This window comes from Coleofasciculus sp. E1-EBD-02 (genome assembly GCF_040218245.1).
In the GTDB taxonomy this organism is placed as follows: Bacteria; Cyanobacteriota; Cyanobacteriia; order Cyanobacteriales; family Coleofasciculaceae; genus Coleofasciculus.
Genome location: NZ_JAVJQN010000193.1, coordinates 1 through 20364 on the forward strand (window position 1 = coordinate 1; position 20364 = coordinate 20364).

At 45.9% G+C, this 20364-nt stretch carries 15 protein-coding genes and 1 pseudogene; 7 read left to right on the forward strand and 9 right to left on the reverse strand.

The window, feature by feature from the left end:
- Positions 1–167: 167 nt before the first annotated feature.
- Both RIC07_RS29870 and RIC07_RS29875 read right to left on the reverse strand, forming a co-directional pair.
- Positions 168–959, reverse strand: a pseudogene (locus RIC07_RS29870) (phytoene desaturase family protein); the annotation flags it as partial.
- Between the two features lie 337 nt (positions 960–1296).
- On the reverse strand, positions 1297–2673 hold the full coding sequence (locus RIC07_RS29875) for a cytochrome P450 (protein WP_446397684.1): 1377 nt from the start codon (positions 2671–2673) through the stop codon (positions 1297–1299).
- 143 nt (positions 2674–2816) lie between these two features.
- Between RIC07_RS29875 and RIC07_RS29880 the strand changes: the two genes are divergently transcribed.
- Complete coding sequence (locus tag RIC07_RS29880; RefSeq protein WP_446397685.1) at positions 2817–3869, forward strand: mevalonate kinase family protein; 1053 nt, start codon at positions 2817–2819, stop codon at positions 3867–3869.
- 137 nt (positions 3870–4006) lie between these two features.
- On the opposite strand, the gene RIC07_RS29885 is transcribed toward RIC07_RS29880, so the two are convergent.
- Together RIC07_RS29885 and RIC07_RS29890 are read right to left on the reverse strand one after the other, a co-directional pair.
- A complete protein-coding gene (locus RIC07_RS29885; RefSeq protein ID WP_446397686.1) occupies positions 4007–4921 on the reverse strand; it encodes a glycine betaine ABC transporter substrate-binding protein in 915 nt (304 codons plus the stop codon).
- A 99-nt stretch (positions 4922–5020) separates the two neighbouring features.
- A complete protein-coding gene (locus tag RIC07_RS29890; protein ID WP_446397687.1) occupies positions 5021–6727 on the reverse strand; it encodes an ABC transporter permease in 1707 nt (568 codons plus the stop codon).
- A 295-nt stretch (positions 6728–7022) separates the two neighbouring features.
- Between RIC07_RS29890 and leuB the strand changes: the two genes are divergently transcribed.
- Positions 7023–8114, forward strand: a complete 1092-nt coding sequence (leuB, locus tag RIC07_RS29895) for a 3-isopropylmalate dehydrogenase (RefSeq protein ID WP_446397688.1) — start codon at positions 7023–7025, stop codon at positions 8112–8114.
- An 89-nt stretch (positions 8115–8203) separates the two neighbouring features.
- Positions 8204–8470 (forward strand): hypothetical protein, encoded by a 267-nt coding sequence (locus RIC07_RS29900; RefSeq protein ID WP_044210808.1) that lies wholly within the window; start codon positions 8204–8206, stop codon positions 8468–8470.
- 194 nt (positions 8471–8664) lie between these two features.
- Here the strand turns inward: RIC07_RS29900 and RIC07_RS29905 are convergent, their stop codons facing one another.
- The 3 genes from RIC07_RS29905 to iscB form a co-directional block, all read right to left on the reverse strand.
- Positions 8665–9354: a HupE/UreJ family protein gene (locus RIC07_RS29905; protein WP_446397689.1), complete on the reverse strand. Its 690-nt coding sequence runs from the start codon at positions 9352–9354 to the stop codon at positions 8665–8667.
- A gap of 327 nt (positions 9355–9681) precedes the next feature.
- Positions 9682–10791, reverse strand: coding sequence for a TRAP transporter substrate-binding protein (locus RIC07_RS29910; RefSeq protein ID WP_446397690.1), 1110 nt, complete (start codon positions 10789–10791; stop codon positions 9682–9684).
- A 132-nt stretch (positions 10792–10923) separates the two neighbouring features.
- Positions 10924–12258 carry an RNA-guided endonuclease IscB gene (iscB, locus tag RIC07_RS29915; protein WP_446397691.1) on the reverse strand — a complete coding sequence of 445 codons (1335 nt, stop codon included), beginning with the start codon at positions 12256–12258 and terminating at the stop codon, positions 10924–10926.
- 659 nt (positions 12259–12917) lie between these two features.
- On the opposite strand from iscB, the gene RIC07_RS29920 reads away from it, so the two are divergent.
- The 4 genes from RIC07_RS29920 to RIC07_RS29935 all read left to right on the forward strand — a co-directional run bounded on the left by RIC07_RS29920 (position 12918) and on the right by RIC07_RS29935 (position 19182).
- Positions 12918–13778, forward strand: a complete 861-nt coding sequence (locus RIC07_RS29920) for an EamA family transporter (protein ID WP_446397692.1) — start codon at positions 12918–12920, stop codon at positions 13776–13778.
- A 593-nt stretch (positions 13779–14371) separates the two neighbouring features.
- Positions 14372–16600 carry a caspase family protein gene (locus RIC07_RS29925; RefSeq protein ID WP_446397693.1) on the forward strand — a complete coding sequence of 743 codons (2229 nt, stop codon included), beginning with the start codon at positions 14372–14374 and terminating at the stop codon, positions 16598–16600.
- 111 nt (positions 16601–16711) lie between these two features.
- The gene (locus RIC07_RS29930; RefSeq protein ID WP_446397694.1) at positions 16712–18544 is read left to right on the forward strand and encodes a vWA domain-containing protein; all 1833 of its coding nucleotides are present in this window, start codon (positions 16712–16714) and stop codon (positions 18542–18544) included.
- A gap of 89 nt (positions 18545–18633) precedes the next feature.
- Entirely contained in the window at positions 18634–19182 is a 549-nt protein-coding gene (locus RIC07_RS29935; protein ID WP_446397695.1) for a Uma2 family endonuclease, read from the forward strand.
- An 87-nt stretch (positions 19183–19269) separates the two neighbouring features.
- Here the strand turns inward: RIC07_RS29935 and RIC07_RS29940 are convergent, their stop codons facing one another.
- Both RIC07_RS29940 and RIC07_RS29945 read right to left on the reverse strand, forming a co-directional pair.
- Positions 19270–19932, reverse strand: coding sequence for an HAD family hydrolase (locus tag RIC07_RS29940; protein ID WP_446379538.1), 663 nt, complete (start codon positions 19930–19932; stop codon positions 19270–19272).
- Positions 19933–20199: 267 nt separating this feature from the next.
- Complete coding sequence (locus RIC07_RS29945) at positions 20200–20334, reverse strand: PEP-CTERM sorting domain-containing protein (RefSeq protein WP_446397750.1); 135 nt, start codon at positions 20332–20334, stop codon at positions 20200–20202.
- Positions 20335–20364 lie beyond the last annotated feature (30 nt).

A 20364-nucleotide genomic window follows, 5' to 3' on the forward strand; every position in this document is an offset into this window, starting at 1 on the left:
TTGCAATAAGTTATCGTCGTCATAGCTATTCGTTACCCGATTTCTTACCAATTAAGTCAACAATATCGATAAGACGATGACCACCAGCGATACTAATACTATAAGATTGTATTTTACCATTGAGTTCCCATCGGTGCAAAGTGCAAGACCGTGGCACCTAGTCGAGGCTGATCGCATAAGATAGTGCCTCCATGATGGTTCACCAGCTTAATTAAGGCTTGGACTAAGGCACCCGTACCCCCATGCGGTCTAGCGGTACCGGGGTCATGACGGAGTGCCATCATTATCGCCCCCATCGCGATCGTTTTCTCAGCCGGAGAAGCCCCCAGTTCAGAGGCAAGTCTAGCTAAGGGGGCTTTGACAAATTCGGAGTCAAACCACTCATTTAATGAATCCTTAGGACTTGTCAGCATGGTACGGAGCAAGTCCAGGCTTTTATCCACGCCTCCTAGCAATGAAAGCATGTCTTGCAGATTATGCAACCCATAGTTCCCTAAAATATCAATAATCGATTTAGGGGGAGCGTTGAATATAGGAGTAATGGCTTGAATCAGGCGATGCCAAAAGTCCATATACTCTCGATACTTCTGGGCATCACGCTGGCTATAGCGAGCGATTTCTGCACAAGTCTTTTCAACGGAGCGATGAGCTAAGAAATACTTGCCATCAGGATGAGGACAGAAAATAGTGGGATCGCAGTATAGATACTCAAGTCCAAACTTGGTTAACTCTAGTTCTTCAACAACTGGTCCTAGGTGAATAAATTCGTGATCGATCGCACACAGGTTAAAGTAGAAGCCCGGCGCTTCTTCCGGCATAGCTTCCTCCGTTGTAGCGGCTCCACCTATGACAGAGCGGTTTTCGAGTAGCAAAACGCTGTAACCAGACTTGAGCAAATAACCTGCACAGACTAAACCATTATGACCCGCACCGATGATGATGACATCATAAGTTTCCATAAGGTAGAGGTATTGATATTTTCCAGATCGTAATGAATCTGAAGGATTTGTTGAATCTACCAGAAGGAAGAGGTTTTCTTGGCTTTTTAAGTTTCAATCGTTTAGTTAGAGATAAGTAGTCGGACAAAAGAAAACGGCACTGTACTAAGTTTTGTAAACAAGCCTCAAACCCTTACAAAGGACGTAGCTTGCTTCTCAAGGGTAGCGAGTTCTCCACCGTTAGCTTTTATTGTGTCCACCTACTTAAAATATCGATTTATTGTAAACTTAGGGTTAGCATTGTCTACCCTAAGTTTATCAGTAGCGTTGAAATGAATAATTCGAGAACAGTGTTCGATCAAACAGAAATGGTTTCCGGAGTTGGAGTCCTCTGAACCCGCTGACTTGTAACCACCAATTGCACATCGGTGGGGGCTGAAACTAATCCTCGACGCACAGGACGCACGGGACGGTTATTCGCTAGCGCTAATTCACAACTGGACAAAATCTTGGCGAGTACTATTTTCATTTCAAATTGAGCAAACGCCATACCAATACAACGCCGTGCGCCACCGCCAAACGGCAAATATTCATAAGGAGAAAAATGATATTCGAGAAAACGTTCTGGCTTGAATTGTTTCGGTTCAGGGTATAAATCCTGCCGTTGATGGGTCAAATAGATGCAGCCCACCAAGACTGTATCGGGTTCAAGTTGATACCCCATTAACTCCACAGGCGATCGCACCACCCGTGGGAAGGTCAACATACCCACTGGGTAAATCCGCAGGGTTTCTGAGCAAACGGCATTTAAATAGGGCAAGCGAAACAGGGTACTGGGGTCTGGGTTATCTAAACTATCCAGTTCCTCTAACAGCTTCTGGCGTACTTCTGGCAGCTTGTGAATCCAGTACAACGCCCAAGTTAGAGCCGTCGCTGTGGTTTCGTGACCTGCGACTAACAACGTCATTAATTCATCTCGTAACTCCGTATCAGTCATGGGTTGTCCCGCTTCATCACGGGCAGACATGAGCATACTCAAGATGTCTGTACGAGAATCGTCCGGTTGGTCTCGACGTTCATTGATTTCATCAGAGATGAGTTGGTCAATTTGCTGTCGTTGGCGCAAAAAGCGTCCCCAAGGACTCCATGCCCCTAAATCTTGTCGCAGGATGGGAAAATAAAGCGCACTGACCCTGCCAGGGGTACTGCTTTGGTCAAGCATCATACTTAGAAGTTGCTCAAGTTTATGGTAACGCTCTCCCTCATATAAGCCGAACACAGCCTGTAATATTACCCGTAGTGAGATTTGCTGCATGAACGAACGAACAGAGAAGGATTTCCCAACTTCCCACTGGTGTACAACTTGCTCTGTGATCTCGGTAATTAATTCTCCATAAGCTTTCATTCGTTCTCCATGAAAGGGAGGCATCATGAGCTGACGCTGACGGCGATGAGACTTCCCACTTAAGGTGATCACCGATTGGTTACCCAACATGGGTTCAAATAGCTCATTGTACTCTCCAGAAGCATCAAACTCTTTAGTATCGCTGGTTAAAATCTGCTGAAGCGCTTGGGGATTGCTAACAAAAACGAGAGGGGCAAATTTTCTGCCTAGTGGAACAGTAAAGATGTCACCATAGTTTTGGCTACAGGCTTCCATGTAGGAAAATGGGTTGGCGATCCAGTGGATCATCTGTAACATAGCTGGAGCCTGCGGACTATTTGGGAGTTGCATAGTCGGTTTTCTCTATATATTTTTTTACTTAAGATATCAGAGGTACAACAAATTTGAATAGCACGACCAGAAGCGATCGCGCCAATACGTTAACCTCCAGAGTACTCTATTAATAGCGATCGCAATAATTATAGGGGTTATGAATGAAACTGTTTGTGCCAGGTCGCCTTTGTCTGTTTGGTGAACACAGCGATTGGGCGGGAGGCTACCGCCGCCTGAATCCTCAGCTTGGAAAAGGCTACACCATTATCACAGGAACCAACCAGGGACTCTATGCCAACGTCAAGCCCCACCCTACTCATTTCATTCTTCACGCTTCCCTGAGTGATGGTATTCGTCCAGAACCCATTCAGTTGCCCATGGAACGCTCTGTTCTCCTTGCTGAAGCCCAAAAGGGAGGATTTTGCAGTTATGCGGCTGGCGTCGCTTATCATTTTCTTACCTATTTCCAAGTAGGTGGCGTAGAAATCGATAACTATTGCACTGATTTACCCATACAGAAAGGGTTATCATCCAGTGCCGCTATTTGCGTTTTAGTCGCACGCGCCTTTAATCATTTATATGATCTGAAAATGAATCGGCGAGGCGAAATGGAATATGCTTATCTGGGTGAGACAACTACACCTTCTCGCTGCGGACGTATGGATCAAGCCTGCGCTTATGGGAATCAACCAATTGCCATAATTTTTGATGGCGCATCGGCGGATATTATCGAGCTAAATGTTCCAAAAGATTTGTTTTTTGTCATTGTTGATCTGGGCGCGAGTAAAAATACCCAAGAAATCCTCAGTCGGCTGAATCAGTGTTATCCCTTTGGTACTGATAACGTACAGAAGAATGTACAGCACTATCTCGGCACTATTAGTTATCAAATTACTCAAGAAGCGGTTGAAGCACTGCAAGCAGGAGATGCTCCCAAGCTGGGTCAGTTGATGACAAAGGCTCAATCTGAATTTGATCGCTATCTCATCCCCGCTTGTTCCCAACAATTGACAGCTCCCGTTTTGCACCAACTGCTCAATTATGAGCCGATTCAACCTTATATTTTAGGGGGCAAGGGTGTTGGTTCTCAAGGCGATGGCACTGCCCAATTTATTGTAAAAAATAAGACTAATCAACAAAAAGTTATCCGAATTATTCAGCAAGACTTTCCCCAAATGCATCCCTTGACGTTAACCATTCATGCCAACCTTTAATAGTGACTTCCTTTTGCCACGGCGATTAAAATCGCTTCTACACAAACAAAGTCCGCCTACGCGGACTGACTTTCCCTGTTCCCTGTTCCCTCCCCTCACCCCAATACTGATTCAGCAACTTCTAACTAGAGTTCACCCTAGTTATTAGATTCCAGAAATCCTTGTTCAACGAGAAACTCTTTCGCTACCTCACCCGGTTCCCGTTGTTTCCCAGTTACCTGGTAATTGAGACGTTGCATTGTCTCATCTGTAATTGTTGCCGAAAGCTTGTTGAGTATCGTGGCAATTTCTGGGTTTTCTTCTAGGACATCCTGACGCACAACGGGCGCAACTTCATAAGGAGGAAAGAAATTTTTGTCATCTTCCAGTCTAACCAAATTCAGAGCGCTGACTTCTCCATCTGTGGCAAAGCCAACGGCAATATCAGCTTGATCTTGAGCCAAGGCTTGATACCTCAATGCGGCGTTCACAGCTTTATACTCTGCTAGTTTAAAATCACCGTATACTTGCTTCAGCCCAGATAATCCATCAGGACGCCCTTGGAACTCATAGGTGCCAACCATCTTCAGTTCATTAGCTTGAGGAACTATATCAGAAATCGTTTCAATTCCATACTCTTGGGCATCATCGGGCGTCATAAACAGCGTGTATGTATTATTCATGGGTGCGGGTTCCAGCCACTCTAAATTAAACTGTTCCGCATACTCCTGGGAAACGATTTCATAGACTTCTTGGGAATCGCTATTCCGAGGACGCTTCAAAATTGTGATCAATCCAGTCCCTGTATATTCTGGATATAAATCAATTTCTCCCGATTTGAGACTCTCATGAGTCACCTGAGTCCCCCCTAAGTTAAGTTTGCGTTCTACAGGAAAGCCTTCCTCTTCTAATACCAGCGCATACATTTCTCCTAAGATAAATTGTTCAGCAAAATCTTTTGAGCCAACTCGAATCGCTCCTGATTCTGCACTATCACCACCGCAACTGCTGAGGGTGGCGATCGCGAAAAGAGTTAGTAATGGTAGAATGACCAATTGACGGATTTTTTGCATTATGCAGGTTTTCTGGGTTTTCTTCCAAGGGTCTAGCCAAAACAATTTTAGCTGTAGAGACGTAGCATGCTACGTCTCTACAATACAATGATGATTCAATTACTGAATCTCTAAGGGCATCCGCCCAGATAGTAAGGCTTTGGTCGAAGACTCACCTGCTTTTTTCAACTGTCGCGTTAGTTGCAGATTCAACAAGACTAATGCCAGGGATTGACCAAAGAGGGCGAATAATACTGATGTTCCCGCCGCATATTGGATGCTAGCCCAAGGAAACGCCGAAAATAGCCATACCGCAGGTTTTACTAATGGGGACATGGACAAGACTTCCAGAATAATCGGCGGTAAGATAATCAGTCCACCAACCACCGTTGCTGTCCAAACTGCCCGCTTCGGTGTTTTCATCAACAGCATAAGCTGTCCAATTGAAGCATAGAAAACAATGAGACTGACGGTTACTAATAGCCCCAAAATCGCGGGTGTCTTGTATTCACTGGGCGACCACAGCAGAATCCATGGCAGTAAAATAGCAGACGCGATCGCTAAATTCAAGAAAATCGCCACAGGGGCGGGACTGGTTTTGCCCCAGATTAAGTCTGCCATAATTCCAGCCTTGCGGGACGAGCGTTTGGCATGGCGATAACGCGCCCAATCTTGCATCGTTTGACGATGGGGACTCAACGCGGCGATTAACCCTAAAAACAGGATCAAGTTAAACACCAGCAGGATTTCTAGATTCTCAAACAATCCTTCGGCATAGGTTCTCCATTCATGTACCTGAGGATTTAAGCCAAATCCGAGAATCATCACTTCAAAGCAAGCCGTTAACCGATAACTTTGTCGTTTACTCAGTAAGGTAGCCGTAGGATTGTGAAAATTTCGATTTAACCCCTGCCAAATCCAGTAACTCCATAAACCCGCATTGAGAATAGCAAATCCCGCCATCATCCAGATTGTCTTTCCGATGGGGAGATAAAACCAACGCAAGTCCCAAAAATCACCGTTTGGATACGTATTAACGACATCTAGAGAACTCGAATCAATCAGGTACGGTAACAAAATTGCCGGATTAAATAAGGTCAGCCAATCCGTGGGGTAATGATTCACACCCCCGTGAATCACACTGGTGATAATCGATAGGAATAGGAGACTTGCCCCACCCCCCAACCAAGCTTGAAAACCTCCCAACCAATTACCGACTAAGCCAAAAAGTAGCGCCCCACTGAAAAAGAATAGGCAACTAGCACCTAGAACGGTGTAGAAAGCTAAAATTTGACTCAAACCAATGCGACCTGCCACACCCGCCACCAGATGCAAGGGCAAGGCTAGGGCAGCGACTAGATAAAGTAACAGGGGGACTCCCAATAATTTGCCGCCTAAAATACTCAGCGTTGAACCCGGAGTCAGCCGTAGAAAATTCAGCGTACCCCGACGTTCTTCCTGAGACAAATCACTAATCAGCATATAAGTGCCAACGACTAACAGGGCAAAAATACCGATTAGGCTGAGTCCCAAAAATACATCCTGCCACCAGAGTGACCAATTAATCACAAACCCACCTGACCCATCGAATAGACAGGCGGGAACCCTCGAGTATTCCTCAGTTGACCCTGTACAATAACGGTTGTAAACCGTCATGGTATCCTTAGCCACAGGTAATTGACCCGCGAAAACCATCAGCAGCAGTAACTGTCCCAGGAAAGACATGGCGACAGCAATTAAAATATTGCGGGGTTTCAGCCGTCCTTTGATTTCCCGAAATAACTGGGGATTCCATTCGCCCAGTTGGTTCACTAAATTCAATGCCATCGTAATCTCAATCTCCGTAGTAAAAGCTTATATCGTTCCAACTTAATGAGTTTTAGACATCCTCCAGCTTGTTATCGATGAGCGAATGATCAACATCTGATCACTGAAAATCTTTCTTCCTGTTCTCTCCTCTTCCCTAATCCTCAATCCCCATTTTCCCGATGAACTTAAAAAATTGAAACCAATTCCAGTCAGGGGGGTCAATTAGCCGTTATGATAAGAGACTGCTTGGTCAAGTTGCATGGTTCAGGCGTACACTTGTTCAGATTGTCCACAGGATTACACAATATAAGTTATGGCACAGCAGCACTACCGCATTACCCTTTTGCCCGGTGATGGCATTGGTCCAGAAATTATGGCAGTCGCGGTAGATGTGTTAAAGGTGATTGGCGCACAGTTCGACCTTAGCTTTGAATTCACTGAAGCCTTAATCGGAGGGGCGGCAATTGATGCTACTGGGGAACCCCTACCGACTGACACCCTGGAAAAATGTCGCCATAGCGACGCTGTTTTACTGGCTGCCATCGGCGGTTATCAATGGGATAACCTGCCGCGCCATCAACGCCCCGAAACGGGTTTGTTGGGATTACGAGCAGGATTAGGTTTATTTGCCAATTTGCGACCTGCCACTATATTACCCCAACTCATTGATGCCTCAACCTTGAAACGGGAGGTGGTTGACGGGGTGGATATTATGGTGGTGCGAGAATTGACAGGTGGGGTTTATTTCGGTCAGCCGAAGGGTATCTTTACCACTGAAACGGGGGAAAAGCGCGGTGTAAATACGATGGCGTATACGGAAGCCGAAATTGACCGCATTGGACGAGTCGCATTTGAAACGGCACAGAAACGCCAGGGTAAACTCTGTTCTGTCGATAAAGCTAATGTTCTCGAGGTATCTCAATTATGGCGCGATCGCATGACTCAATTAGCGGCTGAGTATCCGGATGTGGAGTTATCTCATCTGTATGTTGACAATGCTGCCATGCAGTTAGTCAGGGCACCTAAGCAGTTTGATACGATTGTCACGGGCAATTTATTCGGAGATGTGCTTTCTGATGCGGCGGCGATGCTCACCGGAAGTATTGGCATGTTACCCTCTGCCAGTTTAGGGGAAAAAGAACCCGGCGTTTTTGAACCCGTTCACGGTTCCGCGCCGGATATTGCGGGACAAAATAAGGCAAATCCTTTGGCTCAAGTCTTGAGTACGGCGATGATGCTACGCTATGGGTTGAATCAACCAACGGCGGCTGACCAAATTGAGCAAGCCGTTTTTAAAGTTTTAGAGAAAGGTAACCGTACAGGGGATATTATGTCAGCAGGAATGACGCTTGTCGGTTGTCAGGAGATGGGAAATGCTTTGATTGAGATTCTCAAACAGCCATAAGTTAAGTTAACCAGGAGCGCAGCGACTCGCTCTACAGCGAAACGTCCGACAAGAATCATGGTGGTGAATTAAACAATAGGGTTAGGCGGGTGGTATACACATCACAGCAATGGCAAGAAGAGTATCAAGACACTCGGACAGGGTTACCGATGTTGTTAGACCCGGGTCTTCTCAGAGCCGCTCGGCAGATATACCATACCTATTATGAAGTCCATCCCCACCTGACCCAACGTCCCATGGGTGTGGCAATTGACCGTTTTACCTATCGTGGCAAGTTGATTTTTCGGGCGAAACCGATTCTTTTACCGCAAGAGTGTTTTGTGCCACTGAGTCAGCTTGAGGCGGAAATGTATTAGTCATTTGTCATTTGTCATTGGTTCTTTGAGCAGAAAAGACGTGTGGCAACTTTTGGAACTCAATACAGAACCGAAACGGTATGACCTGTTTTCCAACCTAAAACGATCATACCGTGAGAAATGTGAAGCCTCGCGTCTTAAGACCGAGGCGTAACATCAGCTCAGAATCCACTCTCTTTTAAGGAGTGGAGATGTCAACCGACAATGGCAGTTGCTAGGAACATGACTCCCACTGAGCAAATTGCCAAGCCGAAAACCCGCAGGATAGCCAATGCATTCTCACTCCATCGCTTGAGGATAAGTTGACTTGCCATCATCGCGCCGAAAGCAATAATCCCTTGAATGAGCGTAAATCCCAGCAGGTATGCCGCTATCGGATTCATCTCGGCACCAATAATGGCTTCTCCATAAGCATAACCATGAAACAATCCCGCGATCGCAGCCAGTCCAGTTAACACTTTATAATCGAGACGGTATTGCCCTATCAGCATTGCCCCAAACAGAACCACCGAAGCGGCAATTGCCAGTTCAGTCATCGGCAAGTCAATCGCTAACAGGTGAATCCCTGTACCTACCATTGCCGTTAACAAAAAGGCAACGGGAATAAAACCACCCCGAACAAGATTCGCGGCTAATAAACCCACAGCCACAACAAACGCCAAATGGTCAAATCCGATAACTGGGTGCGCGAATCCAGAGAGCAACCCTTCCCAGATATTGGCAGGGGTTCTACCCCCAACCGGGTGGTGAGCGGCGGCACGTTCAGCCGCCCCTAAGACACCAATCCAAACCAACAGAGCAATCTGAACCCAGTCAAATCCTGGTTTTTTTAGAGTAGAGCGTTTTAACGGATAGTGCCGCATAGTAGACTGTTTAAACTTCAATCGTTCACACCTCATCAATGACATATTTGGGAAAGGCGGATTTATTATAGCGGTTCTCAGTGTCGGGGCGGATTTAGTTTTTTCATCTGGGGTTAAGGAAAGCTGGGGAAGCTGGGGGCGATGAGGGTGTCTCAAAATTCAAAACTCAACACTCACAACTAAGTCAGGGCGGGTTTTGCACAAACGTTACCACCAATAGCCAAGCCGAAAATTCCTAAACCCGCCCCTACACACTCAACACTAAGTCAGGGCGGATTTTGCACAAATGTTACCACTAATAACCAAGCCGAAAATTCCTAAACCTGTCCCTACACACTCAAAACGTCCTCATCCCTGACTCGCCATCACAAAATTAGAAAAACTAAGTTGATTCACCTGATGCCATTGGTAAATCTGTTCGCGAAAGCCCTTCCACTGCTCGTAAACCTCTTTAAACGTACTATCTTGAGCAGCATTCTCCTCATATATCTCAAAGGATGCCTTCTGAGCCGCTTGCATAATCTCTTGAGAATAGGGCGTCAGCTTCACCCCAGCCTCCAGCAGTTTTCCTAGGGCTTGTTGATTTAAGGCATCATACCGTGCCAGCATATTTAGGTTGGCATCCATGGCTGCCGTTTTGAAGACTTCCTGATACTCTTTGGGCAATTTATCCCACTCTGCCTTATTCACTTGCACTTCTAAGGTTGCTCCTGGCTCCCACCAACCGGGATAGTAGTAGAGTTGAGCCGCTTGATGCAAGCCGAGTTTCTCGTCATCATAAGGACCCACCCATTCAGCCGCGTCAATTGCCCCCCGTTCCAATGCTAGGTAAATCTCGCCACCGGGTAAAACTTGGGCATTGACCCCTAACCGGGACATCACGTCACCCCCTAACCCAGGAATCCGCATGGTCAAACCCTGGAGTTCCGCCACCGAGTTAACTTCCCGCTTAAACCAGCCGCCCATCTGAGTTCCCGTATTCCCAGCCGGAAAGTTAATCACGCCGAAGTCACTATAAAGCTTGTGCATCGCCTCTAAACCACCGCCATGGTATAACCAGGCATTCTGTTGTTGGGCGTCTAAACCAAAGGGAACAGTTGTGCCAAATGCCAAAGCTGGGTTTTTGCCGATGTAATAATAGCTGGCGGTGTGACCACATTGCACCGTGCCAGTTTGTACCGCATCTAGCACCTGCAATCCGGGTACAATTTCACCAGCAGCAAAGGGCTTAATCGTGAACCGTCCATTGGTCATTTCACTGACACGCTGGCTCATGGTTTCTGCGCCGCCAAAAATAGTATCCAACGATTGGGGCCAACTCGTTGCCATGCGCCATCGAATTCGGGGTTGGCTACCGCTTTGCGCCCCTGAATTAGTGGCGGTTGGGCGACACCCCGCTAAGGCGGCGGTGCCTGTTGCACCAATGACAGCATTCCCGACAAATTTTCTACGTTTCATCTTTCTTCCTCGTGAAGACCCCCGCTATAAACGAGGCGGATATATCGAAGCTCCCGCGAGTACCGCCAATGTTTTAGCGGCGGGAGGAAACGAGGGATATTTTAGGGGGATTGACCCCCTAAAATATCCAAATCACTGTATGTATGAATACCCATCCTTTTTGTGAATATGTGTGCAGTATTTGTGACTGATTCCTTGAACTAGCCCATCAAGTGTTGAGATGTTGAAACTCCCAGTGGCGCGAGTGGCTACTCGACCAACGTAAGTTCCAATCTTTTTGCCAGAAGTGACAACAGCTTTCACGATGTCACCCGTCTGAAAGCCTTTGTGAAATTTGGTTCTAGAGCAATAACGCACCGGGAAGCCCCACTTGTCAGTACGACATTGTTGGCGGGTTCCGTGACCCTTAGCAGCAATCAGCAGTGGCTTAACACCTGACGTGATTAATTGTTCTGGTGTTGATGCTCCAACGCAAACAGCGTCCCAATAGTGAGTCTTCTCTAATCCTCGAATGGTTCTGTTGTACTTAGTACGTCCACCAGTGCCAACCTCAACAGGTAAGCCTGTTTTCTGAAGATTTTCGTACAGATTCCATCGGGTTGCATTGACGGCGGCTGTATCAGCCAGAGGTCTTTTGGCTTGTGCCAAGATTCGCTTAAGCAGGTCAGGTTTACCCTTGACGCTTCGACTTGCGAGAGCGTCAACACCGAGCGAAGCCGAGGTGTTGATAAAGTCCTTGATACCCTGATTCCCTTTTTTCTGATTGCAGGGCGTACAAGCTAAACATAGGTTGCTGACACGATTAGAACCACCCCTTGACCGAGGTTGAATATGCTCAATCTCAACAGGCGTGTCTTTTGCGCCGCAGTAGGCACAAGCTCTGTTCCACTTTTCCAGCAGAAACTCACGTACTTCGTAGCAGAAGAGAGTCCCTTGTTGATATCCCACCCCGCTAATTTCTGCATCCTGCATCTGTTGTGTATCAAATCGTACCAACTCTTGCGAGATGGCTGTAATTTGACTCAGTGATGACAGACGCTTCACCCACGTCAGGATGTTAGCCACCCGACTGTTAAGAGACGGTGGTAGCCATCCCTGGGGACGGGTACGGTTAAGAAAACGAGGTTTGCGATAGCGGGTTTTACGATTACGTCGTGACCGCCGTAGTTGACGACGTGAAGTTAAAGCATCCCGAATTTGAAGCCCACGATGTTGTAACTCGGCTACCCAAACAACCTCACCACTATTGTCGTTGATTAATGCTAATCCAGTGGTTTTTGCTCCTGGGTCAATTTTGACTCGAAGCGGTTCGATTTTGGGGTTTAGCACCTCCTGTTTGAGTATTACGGTGAAGGGATAGCGGCGGAATACAGCAGCTTTCCCTTGAGACAACAGCATTCTTGCTCTACCTGGATGGACGGGATTAAGAGGCTGTTTGTTGGTGTCTAGAACGAAAACTTTACTCAAAGCGTGAGTCTCCTTTCGGGTAATGTTAGCTTCGACAAAGTTTAAGGTCGGTACTGTCTCAAAAGCACTGCCTCCCAAATGGCTGTTTAACTTCTGATTTCTAGAGCTTGGAACTAGCTACGCATTCCAAGGTAGGTACAGACGCGCCATGGCGCGTCTCTACAACGCTTACCTTAAACGTAGGTATTGCTACCTGAGCCTGGTCAACGAGGGCTGTATTTCAAGCCCCCACTAGAATCGGTACTCCGATTTAGTGGTGGGTTGTTGACGAGTTTGCCCGTTGCACCAAGTTGATGACTGACTGTCCCAGCTTGCCCTTGGGATTTTGGTAATCTGGGATACTTTTTCTCTGCAAGCCCTGATTCTACCAGAGGAAGTTTCCCTTTGAGTATAAAAGTATAACCTGCCCTCTGTAGAAACGTGCCATGGCACGTCTCCAGTCAATTGTCGGAGTCAATTGTCGGAGCGGGTTTAGCTACTGTAGGGGCGGGTTTAGCCACTAAAGCTTGCTGATCACTGATAACTGAAAAACAAAACCCGCCCTGGCTGGTGACCGATAACGGCTCACCAAAACCCGTCCTGATTGATCAGTCATAAGTTATACATCAAAAAATGATGAGTTTCATAGATTGTAGTTATTCAATAAATTCCAATTGCCCATGACTTGGTTTATATTTGCTACCCTAACCGCTGTTTTTGAATCGCTCAAGGATGTCACCAGTAAACATGGTTTAAAAACCATTAATGTTTATATTGTCTCGTGGTCGTTAATTGTCTTCACACTTCCCTTATTGCTGCCTTTTTTATTTTTTATTAACACCCCTGAACTGGGGAATCGGTTTGGACTTGCCTTGCTCGTTGGCGGCAGTCTCAATGTGATTTCGATGATTTTATATATTAAGGCGATCAAGGTATCTGATTTATCGATCACAGTTCCTTTAATTACGTTTACCCCCCTGTTTTTATTAGTCACATCTCCGCTGATTGTCCAAGAATATCCGACAATCATGGATGCCATCGGCATGGTCTTGATTGTCGCCGGATCTTATATTTTGAACTTGAAGGAAAAAAAGCAGGGTTACTTGGCGCCGTTCAAATCTCTGTTCCGGGAAAAGGGACCGAAGCTGATGATCCTGGTGGCGTTTATTTGGAGTATCACCTCTAACGTTGACAAGGTTGGGGTGCAAAATTCTTCCCCAACTTTTTGGGCAATCGCGAATTATTCGTTTATTGCAACGGCGATGACGCCGATCATGTTATATAAGGCGTATTCTCGTTTAACCGAAATCCGCCATAATTTACTCTCTCTGGTACCCATTGGACTTTTCCATGGTACGGCTGTCCTCTTCCAAATGCAGGCGATTGACATGACACTGGTGGCTCATGTCATTTCGGTCAAGCGCATGAGTGTCTTACTCAGTGTACTGCTGGGGCATTTTATTTTTAAAGAAAAAGGCATCAAAGAACGGTCACTTGGCGCAGCAATTATGATTTTTGGGGTTGTGTTAATTACACTCTGACTACAAATTAATAGAGGCATTGTCTGGTTTTTTTTTGTTGCTGTAGAGTTCCAATCGGGTGAATTTTATGAGGTTAAAATAAGATACCCCGTCCCTGGATATTGGGTAAACCACTGAAAAACAATAACCTTTGGTTCAATACTTTAGGGGGATATTATCTTAGCTATCAAATTGCCACAAACTCTAGTCACAAGAAAAAAAGCGATGGTAGCCACAAATAAAAATATAGTTTACGATCAATGTATAGGTTTGTAAATAGACCAAAAAATTAGCCTTTCGGTAGATACCTGCCTGTCTATCCGGATATAACAGAAGTAAAGGTTTAAAGAGGGTGTATTCAACGACAACCATTAAGAGTCTAAGCTAACACACATTTCAATGTCTGTCTTGACATCCTGGCTGTTTGCAGTGTAAGGACGGGGTCAGTTGATTCCGCAAAAACGGACAAAACCCATAACTATAGCAGATAAAATGTATAACCGCTTAGTGGAACCTGTGAGTCTAAACCTAGGGTCACCAATTGCCTGAAAAAATCTTGATGGGAGTAATTTAGGCAGCACAAAACGTTGTAGCAGTCTAGGGAATCACCAGTTGTGAAAATAGCATTGCTGATTGGGGTAAGTGAGTACGGCTATGGTTTTCACCCCGTACCCGGAGCCGTTAACGCTGTTGAAGCGATGCAACGTGTTTTGCAGTATTCTTTTGACGAGATAGAAACGCTGATCAATCCGAATCCTCCCGTGATGCGGGAAACTATCGAAACGCTGTTGAGTAAGCGTGACGAGGAAGATGTCGTGTTGTTGTTTTTCTCAGGTCAATGTATCCAAGATTATAATGATACCGTCTATTTAGGAACTGGCATCACCGCCACTCGCATGACTGATGACAATTCTCTCAAAGAATTAGTCAAGGCAACCGTTGTTCCCGCTGGTTTAATCCAGGATATACTTCGCAACAGTCCCTGTCCGCAGAATATTGTGATTATCGACGGTTACTGTAGCAATATTTTGGATTGGGAAATAACGGCAAACGACTATAATCAGGTTGGGTTAAAACAACAAATGACGGGTGAAAAGTGGGCGTTTATGAGCTGTTTTAGTTCCATTCCCTATTTCAACCAATCCGAGCAATCTCAACCCTCGGATTACACTCGTTACTTAATCGAAGGACTAGCAACAGGACTAGCCGATCGCAATCATGATGATTGGATTTGTGTCAAGGAACTTCATGACTATGTTTCTCAGCAGCTTAAAATTGTTGCTCCCGCTTTAAAACCTAGATTATATGCTAGCGAACCTTACCAAGCGATCGCACTGAGTCAAGTTCCCCTGAATCGCCTCACCTTAAAGTATCGTAAAGAAGCACAGCGCTGGATCAGAGGGGGTGAAATTTCTGTTGGCGGTCGTTCGGCTCTGGATACATTAGCCCAAAGTCTACATCTCACTCCAGCCGATTGTGCGGCGATAGAAGCCCAAGTTTTAACCCCCTATCGCGAGTATCAGGAAAAATTACAGCGATATAAAAAAGCGTTTCGGGAAGTTTTCCGAGCCGATAATTCACTCAACCCCAAGTCTCGTAAACTCTTAAAAGATTTGCAACAGTCTTTAGGATTGAAAGATCAAGATATTAAAGACACCGAACAAATAATTCTATACCAAAAGCAATCCCGCCAAACGTCCCAGGCGAATCCCAATAGTAATCGGGACGTCGAGAGAACAGGAGGAACAGACATTAGAGAATCTCTAAGTCGGCGTTCTGTTTCACTCATTCGAGATCAACGAGATCAAGAAGAAACCACCGACGTATCCACACCCATGGAGGTGTCACCCCAATCAGTTGAGCCTACAGAACCCACTGTTTCAGCTTCTGCACCTGGGGAGGTGTTACCTCCAGCCGAGGAGAGTCTCCCACCGACTCAACCCGTTGATTCCCCAGCACCCCCGATACCGCCATTCACGCCGACAGAGGGATCACCCCAACTAGAAGATACTTTCCCACCCAATCAACCCGTTGATTCCCCAGCACCACCCGTCTCCGCCTCCACACCGCCAGAGGTTCCATCGCCACAACAGGAGAGTGCGATCGCGCCCTCATCCACCTTTGACTCGATTAATCCTGAACCAACCCAAGAATCAACGGCATCCAATGGCAATCAACCGGATCGACTCCCATTAAAACCCAATTCTATCCCCGAATGGTATATGCAAACGCCAGAGGAACCGGAAACCGAACCGACTTCTGGCGTCCAAGTATCATCAAATCTTAGCAATTTCTTAAATCCTGAACCCGCCGTTTCTAAATCCTCCAATAAACTCCTCCTTTGGGCAGGAATTGGTGGCGGTTTAGCTACATTAGCGCTACTGATTAGTTTATTTAATCGTGCCGCCGTCCAACCGTCAACCGATGCAACCGATACCGTTGTATCATCATCAACACCCTCTCCCACAACGACAAAATCCCCCAACGGCGCTACTTCCAGTCGCTCCCCATCTCCATCTCCCTCTCCTGAACCTAAACCATCGCCAGAACCTGCCACTTGTTCAGTGATTGTTACCGGAAATGTTCGTTCTGATCCCGCATCATTTCGCGATAATGTGATTACCTATTTAACTAGAGAACAAGTACCAATAACAGGCAAACAAACCAAAGGTGGCTGGATAGAAATAAAACTTCCCAATCAAGGTTTAGCTTGGGCGCATCGGGAGGTAATCTTAGACGAAGAGGATATAGATTCCTGCATGTTTGAACAAGGAATGACGATTGAACTGGTTCCCGATATTCCACCACCGCCCGATTTCGTTTATGACGATAACGACGATTAACAACGGTAGAGACGTTTCCAGGGAACGTCTCCAAGACCTGACATCTTATTTCTCATTGGTTAAACTAAAATGAAATAATGCCATCTAAACCCTTAACGCCAATCGGTGGATATGAAAGCCAGCTACACCCTAAGTCAATCGTTAATTGCCGCAGACAGTCCCTCGACGGTAGACTTACTGATTACCTTTCAAGGATCAGAGTCGAGTCAGCAGAACTCCTCGCGTCGTCCGCTGAATCTCAGCTTAGTCCTAGATCGTTCGGGTTCAATGGCGGGAGATCCCCTACGATGTGCCATTCAAGCCGCCCAAAATCTGATTGATCATCTCAGTGCTGATGATTTTATTTCGGTGGTGATTTATGATGACACCGCCGAGGTGATTATTCCCCCACAATTAGTTGGTGATAAAGCCGCCCTTAAAGCAAAAATTGGTAAAATTCGCGCCAGGGGCTGCACCAACTTAAGTGGCGGATGGTTGTTGGGATGTACTCAAGTTCAAGCTAACCAAAGTCCGGAACGAATTAATCGCGTCTTACTTTTAACCGATGGATTGGCAAATTATGGGATTAAAGATCCGCAAGTGCTGACGAAAACAGCCTTAGAAAAAGCAGAAGCGGATATTGTCACCACAACCTTAGGGTTTGGTAATTCTTTTAACGAAGATTTACTGATTAATATGGCGAATGCTGCCAGGGGAAATTTCTACTTTATTCAGTCTCCTGATGACGCCTCCCAAGTGTTTGACATTGAGATGGAAAGTTTAGTCTCAGTTGTAGCGCAAAATCTCAGGGTGAAGCTACAACCAGAAGAATTTGTTAAGGTTGGTGAGATTCTTAATAACTATCGGTTTTCCCAGGTAGGTAATACGGTAGAGGTTGTCTTGGGGGATGTGTATGGCGTTGAACAAAAGCCCTTAGCAATTCCCGTAACCGTGTCGCCGCGATCGCAATCCGGAATGACGACGATTGCTACTGTGACCTATGACTATCAAACCATTGTCGAAGGCAGTATCCAAGACATTAGCAATCAGTTTTCCATTACCTTAACCGTCGGTTCAGAAGCAGAAGCCAAAAACATCCAGCCTGATCCGCAAGTCTTAGAACAAACCTCTCAGTTAAGAATTGCCAAATTAAAAGATGAAGCCGTTTCCCTGGCGGACAAAGGAGACTTTCAACAAGCAGTGGTTAAGCTGCGGGAAACGATCCAGGAACTCAAACGTAAGACATTAGACGAATTCTTTGACATTGCTGAAGAAATAGCCCAACTGGACTACTATGCCCAATGTTTAGAAAATCGACGATTTGACCGGGCAATCCGCAAAGAAATGCGGGATCAATCTTATCAAACCCAAACCCGCGATCGCGAAGATTTAAAATTCCGTGGAACCACAACAGGTGCAGCCAGTGGGTTAGAGGTAACAACGAATCCCGACAGTGGTGTTTTAGTCAAATGTGAACGGGTTGGGGGTAAGCTACGAGTGCGGGTCATTTCTGAGGGATATAATCCGGATTTAAACGTGCAGTTTCCCCGCAGTATCCGCGAACAAGGTGTCACTTATGTCGTGGATGAAATTACCCCATCTGCTAATGGCACATTTTATCGCGCTGTAGGAACCATTCGCCGCCTAGTTAAACCCGGTGAAGAAAAAGCATCCACTCAGAAAACCCGCCAAGCTAAACAATTACAAACCGCTAAAGCCCAAGGAACGGCGGCTGATTTAGAAACCACAGATACGGTGGGAGATGGAGTTCTAGTTCAGTGTATCAAGGATGGAAAAAAACTACGAGCCAGAGTCGTTTCTGATGGCTATAATCCTGACTATAATATCCGTTTTCCTCGCACGATTCGAGAGGAAGGGATATTATATGTAGTGGATGAAGTTAAGGAAAATCCCCAGGGAGGTTCCTATATTGCTTATGGTAAAATTCGCAAATTAGTTCAGTAGTTGTTGGGGGGATTAGATAGATCATTAAAACTCAGAGTTTGCTAAACTAGCACGATTAGGCTGAATACTTAAATAGCCGCAAAATCCCTATGGTTAGAACATTAACCCACTGGACTGTCGCCGATTATCATCAGATGATTGAAACTGGCATTTTGGCAGGTCGGCACGTTGAACTAATCAATGGACAAATTATCGATATGGCTCCAGAACTCCCGATTCATCGGGTTACCTATCGACGCGGTGTGAAGTACCTAGAAGCTCTTTTAGGGACTCAAGCGGTTGTCTTTGCCACAGCCCCAGTTACATTACCCAGTAATAGTGAGCCACAACCGGATATTTGTATCGCCATACCCCCAGAATCGCGTTATGATCAGCGTCATCCGCAACCCAACGATATTTATTGGCTCATTGAGGTATCCAATTCAACCCTTTCCTATGATTTAAACGAGAAGGCTCAGATATATGCGCGGCATCAAATAGTAGACTATTGGGTGATTGATATTCCAGGGAATCAGTTGTGGGTGCATCGTGAACCTAACCAAGGAATATATCAATCTGTGGTTAAGTATTCGACGGGTATAATTATGCCATTAGCATTGCCGCACGTCGAAGTGGACGTGCTTAGATTATTACAGTGACGTTTTCAATCCTCAAACCCTTACAAATGACGAATGACGAATGACGAATGACGATCCCCACCGTTAACTTTAATTGTGTCCACCCAATTAAACCAAAGGAGACTGATGATAATTATCGAGTAAATCCGCCGGATTTTGATACACTTTCATACAGCCTGCTTCTTTTAACTCAGCTTCCGAGAAACCACCGCAAAGCACGCCAATGACATCTAGATTTATTTTACAGGCGGCTATAGCATCATAAGGACTATCCCCCACCACAATTGCATCTTGGGTTGTCACCCCATCCAGCTTCCCTAATGCGGCTTGAAAGATGTCGGGATGGGGTTTGGACTTTTCAACATCGTCTGTAGAGGTTGCACCATCCACTAAGTCTTCAATATCCAACAGTTTTTTGTAGTGAGTCAGGGTTTCGGTTCTGGCTGAAGACGCCACGACAACCTTTTTGCCATCGGCTTTTAAGCGTTCAAAGAGTTGGCGCACTCCCTCAAAGGGACGCACCTGAGACAGAAGATTTTCTTGATAGAATTTTTTGCGATAAGTGGCAATATCCTCACCAAGGCGTTCAAATTCCGCTTGAGAAATAAAGACAGGGATGATATAGTTACTCCCCTTACCGATTTGATGACGGATTTTATCGTAAGGCACATCATAGCCAAACTGTTTAAACGCTTCAACCCACGCCTGGGCGTGCAGATCAACGGAATCAACTAACGTGCCGTCTACATCAAAAATAACAGCCTTTGGCATCACAGGTTCTCCTTTGGTTTCCCTTCATTATGCCGATGCCATTCTAGGAAATCAATCTAGCCTGAGAGAGATACTAATACCGAGTTGCGCTCAAACATAGTAGATAGGAAAAGCAGGGGGAGCAGGGGAAGCAGGGGAAGCAGGGGGAGGGTTAGGGAGGGGTTGATAAGGGAAAAGTTAGAGAGGGGTAGACAAGAGAGCAGACTTATGAATCGGTTAACTGCGTAAGTATTGACTTGATCAACAAAACCCGCCCTTATTCAAAATTTACTGCCTTTTTTTAGCTTTAAATAAGACACCAAAACCCAACGCCACAGCCGAACCCAAAATAGTCATCGGTTCAGGGACAGGCGTAGCCTGAGACGGATCAAGATTTAAGGATTGATCGAGTTGGACAAGAATGAATTCGTTAAAACTTAACTACAGCAGATT

Excerpts from the sequence above, each read along its gene's own strand:
- RIC07_RS29875 (WP_446397684.1), bottom strand. The coding sequence starts at position 2,673 with ATGCAACTCCCAAATAGTCCGCAGGCTCCAGCTATGTTACAGATGATC.
- RIC07_RS29880 (WP_446397685.1), top strand. The coding sequence starts at position 2,817 with ATGAAACTGTTTGTGCCAGGTCGCCTTTGTCTGTTTGGTGAACACAGC.
- RIC07_RS29885 (WP_446397686.1), bottom strand. The coding sequence starts at position 4,921 with ATGCAAAAAATCCGTCAATTGGTCATTCTACCATTACTAACTCTTTTC.
- RIC07_RS29890 (WP_446397687.1), bottom strand. The coding sequence starts at position 6,727 with ATGGCATTGAATTTAGTGAACCAACTGGGCGAATGGAATCCCCAGTTA.
- leuB (WP_446397688.1), top strand. The coding sequence starts at position 7,023 with ATGGCACAGCAGCACTACCGCATTACCCTTTTGCCCGGTGATGGCATT.
- RIC07_RS29910 (WP_446397690.1), bottom strand. The coding sequence starts at position 10,791 with ATGAAACGTAGAAAATTTGTCGGGAATGCTGTCATTGGTGCAACAGGC.
- RIC07_RS29920 (WP_446397692.1), top strand. The coding sequence starts at position 12,918 with ATGACTTGGTTTATATTTGCTACCCTAACCGCTGTTTTTGAATCGCTC.
- RIC07_RS29930 (WP_446397694.1), top strand. The coding sequence starts at position 16,712 with ATGAAAGCCAGCTACACCCTAAGTCAATCGTTAATTGCCGCAGACAGT.
- RIC07_RS29935 (WP_446397695.1), top strand. The coding sequence starts at position 18,634 with ATGGTTAGAACATTAACCCACTGGACTGTCGCCGATTATCATCAGATG.
- RIC07_RS29940 (WP_446379538.1), bottom strand. The coding sequence starts at position 19,932 with ATGCCAAAGGCTGTTATTTTTGATGTAGACGGCACGTTAGTTGATTCC.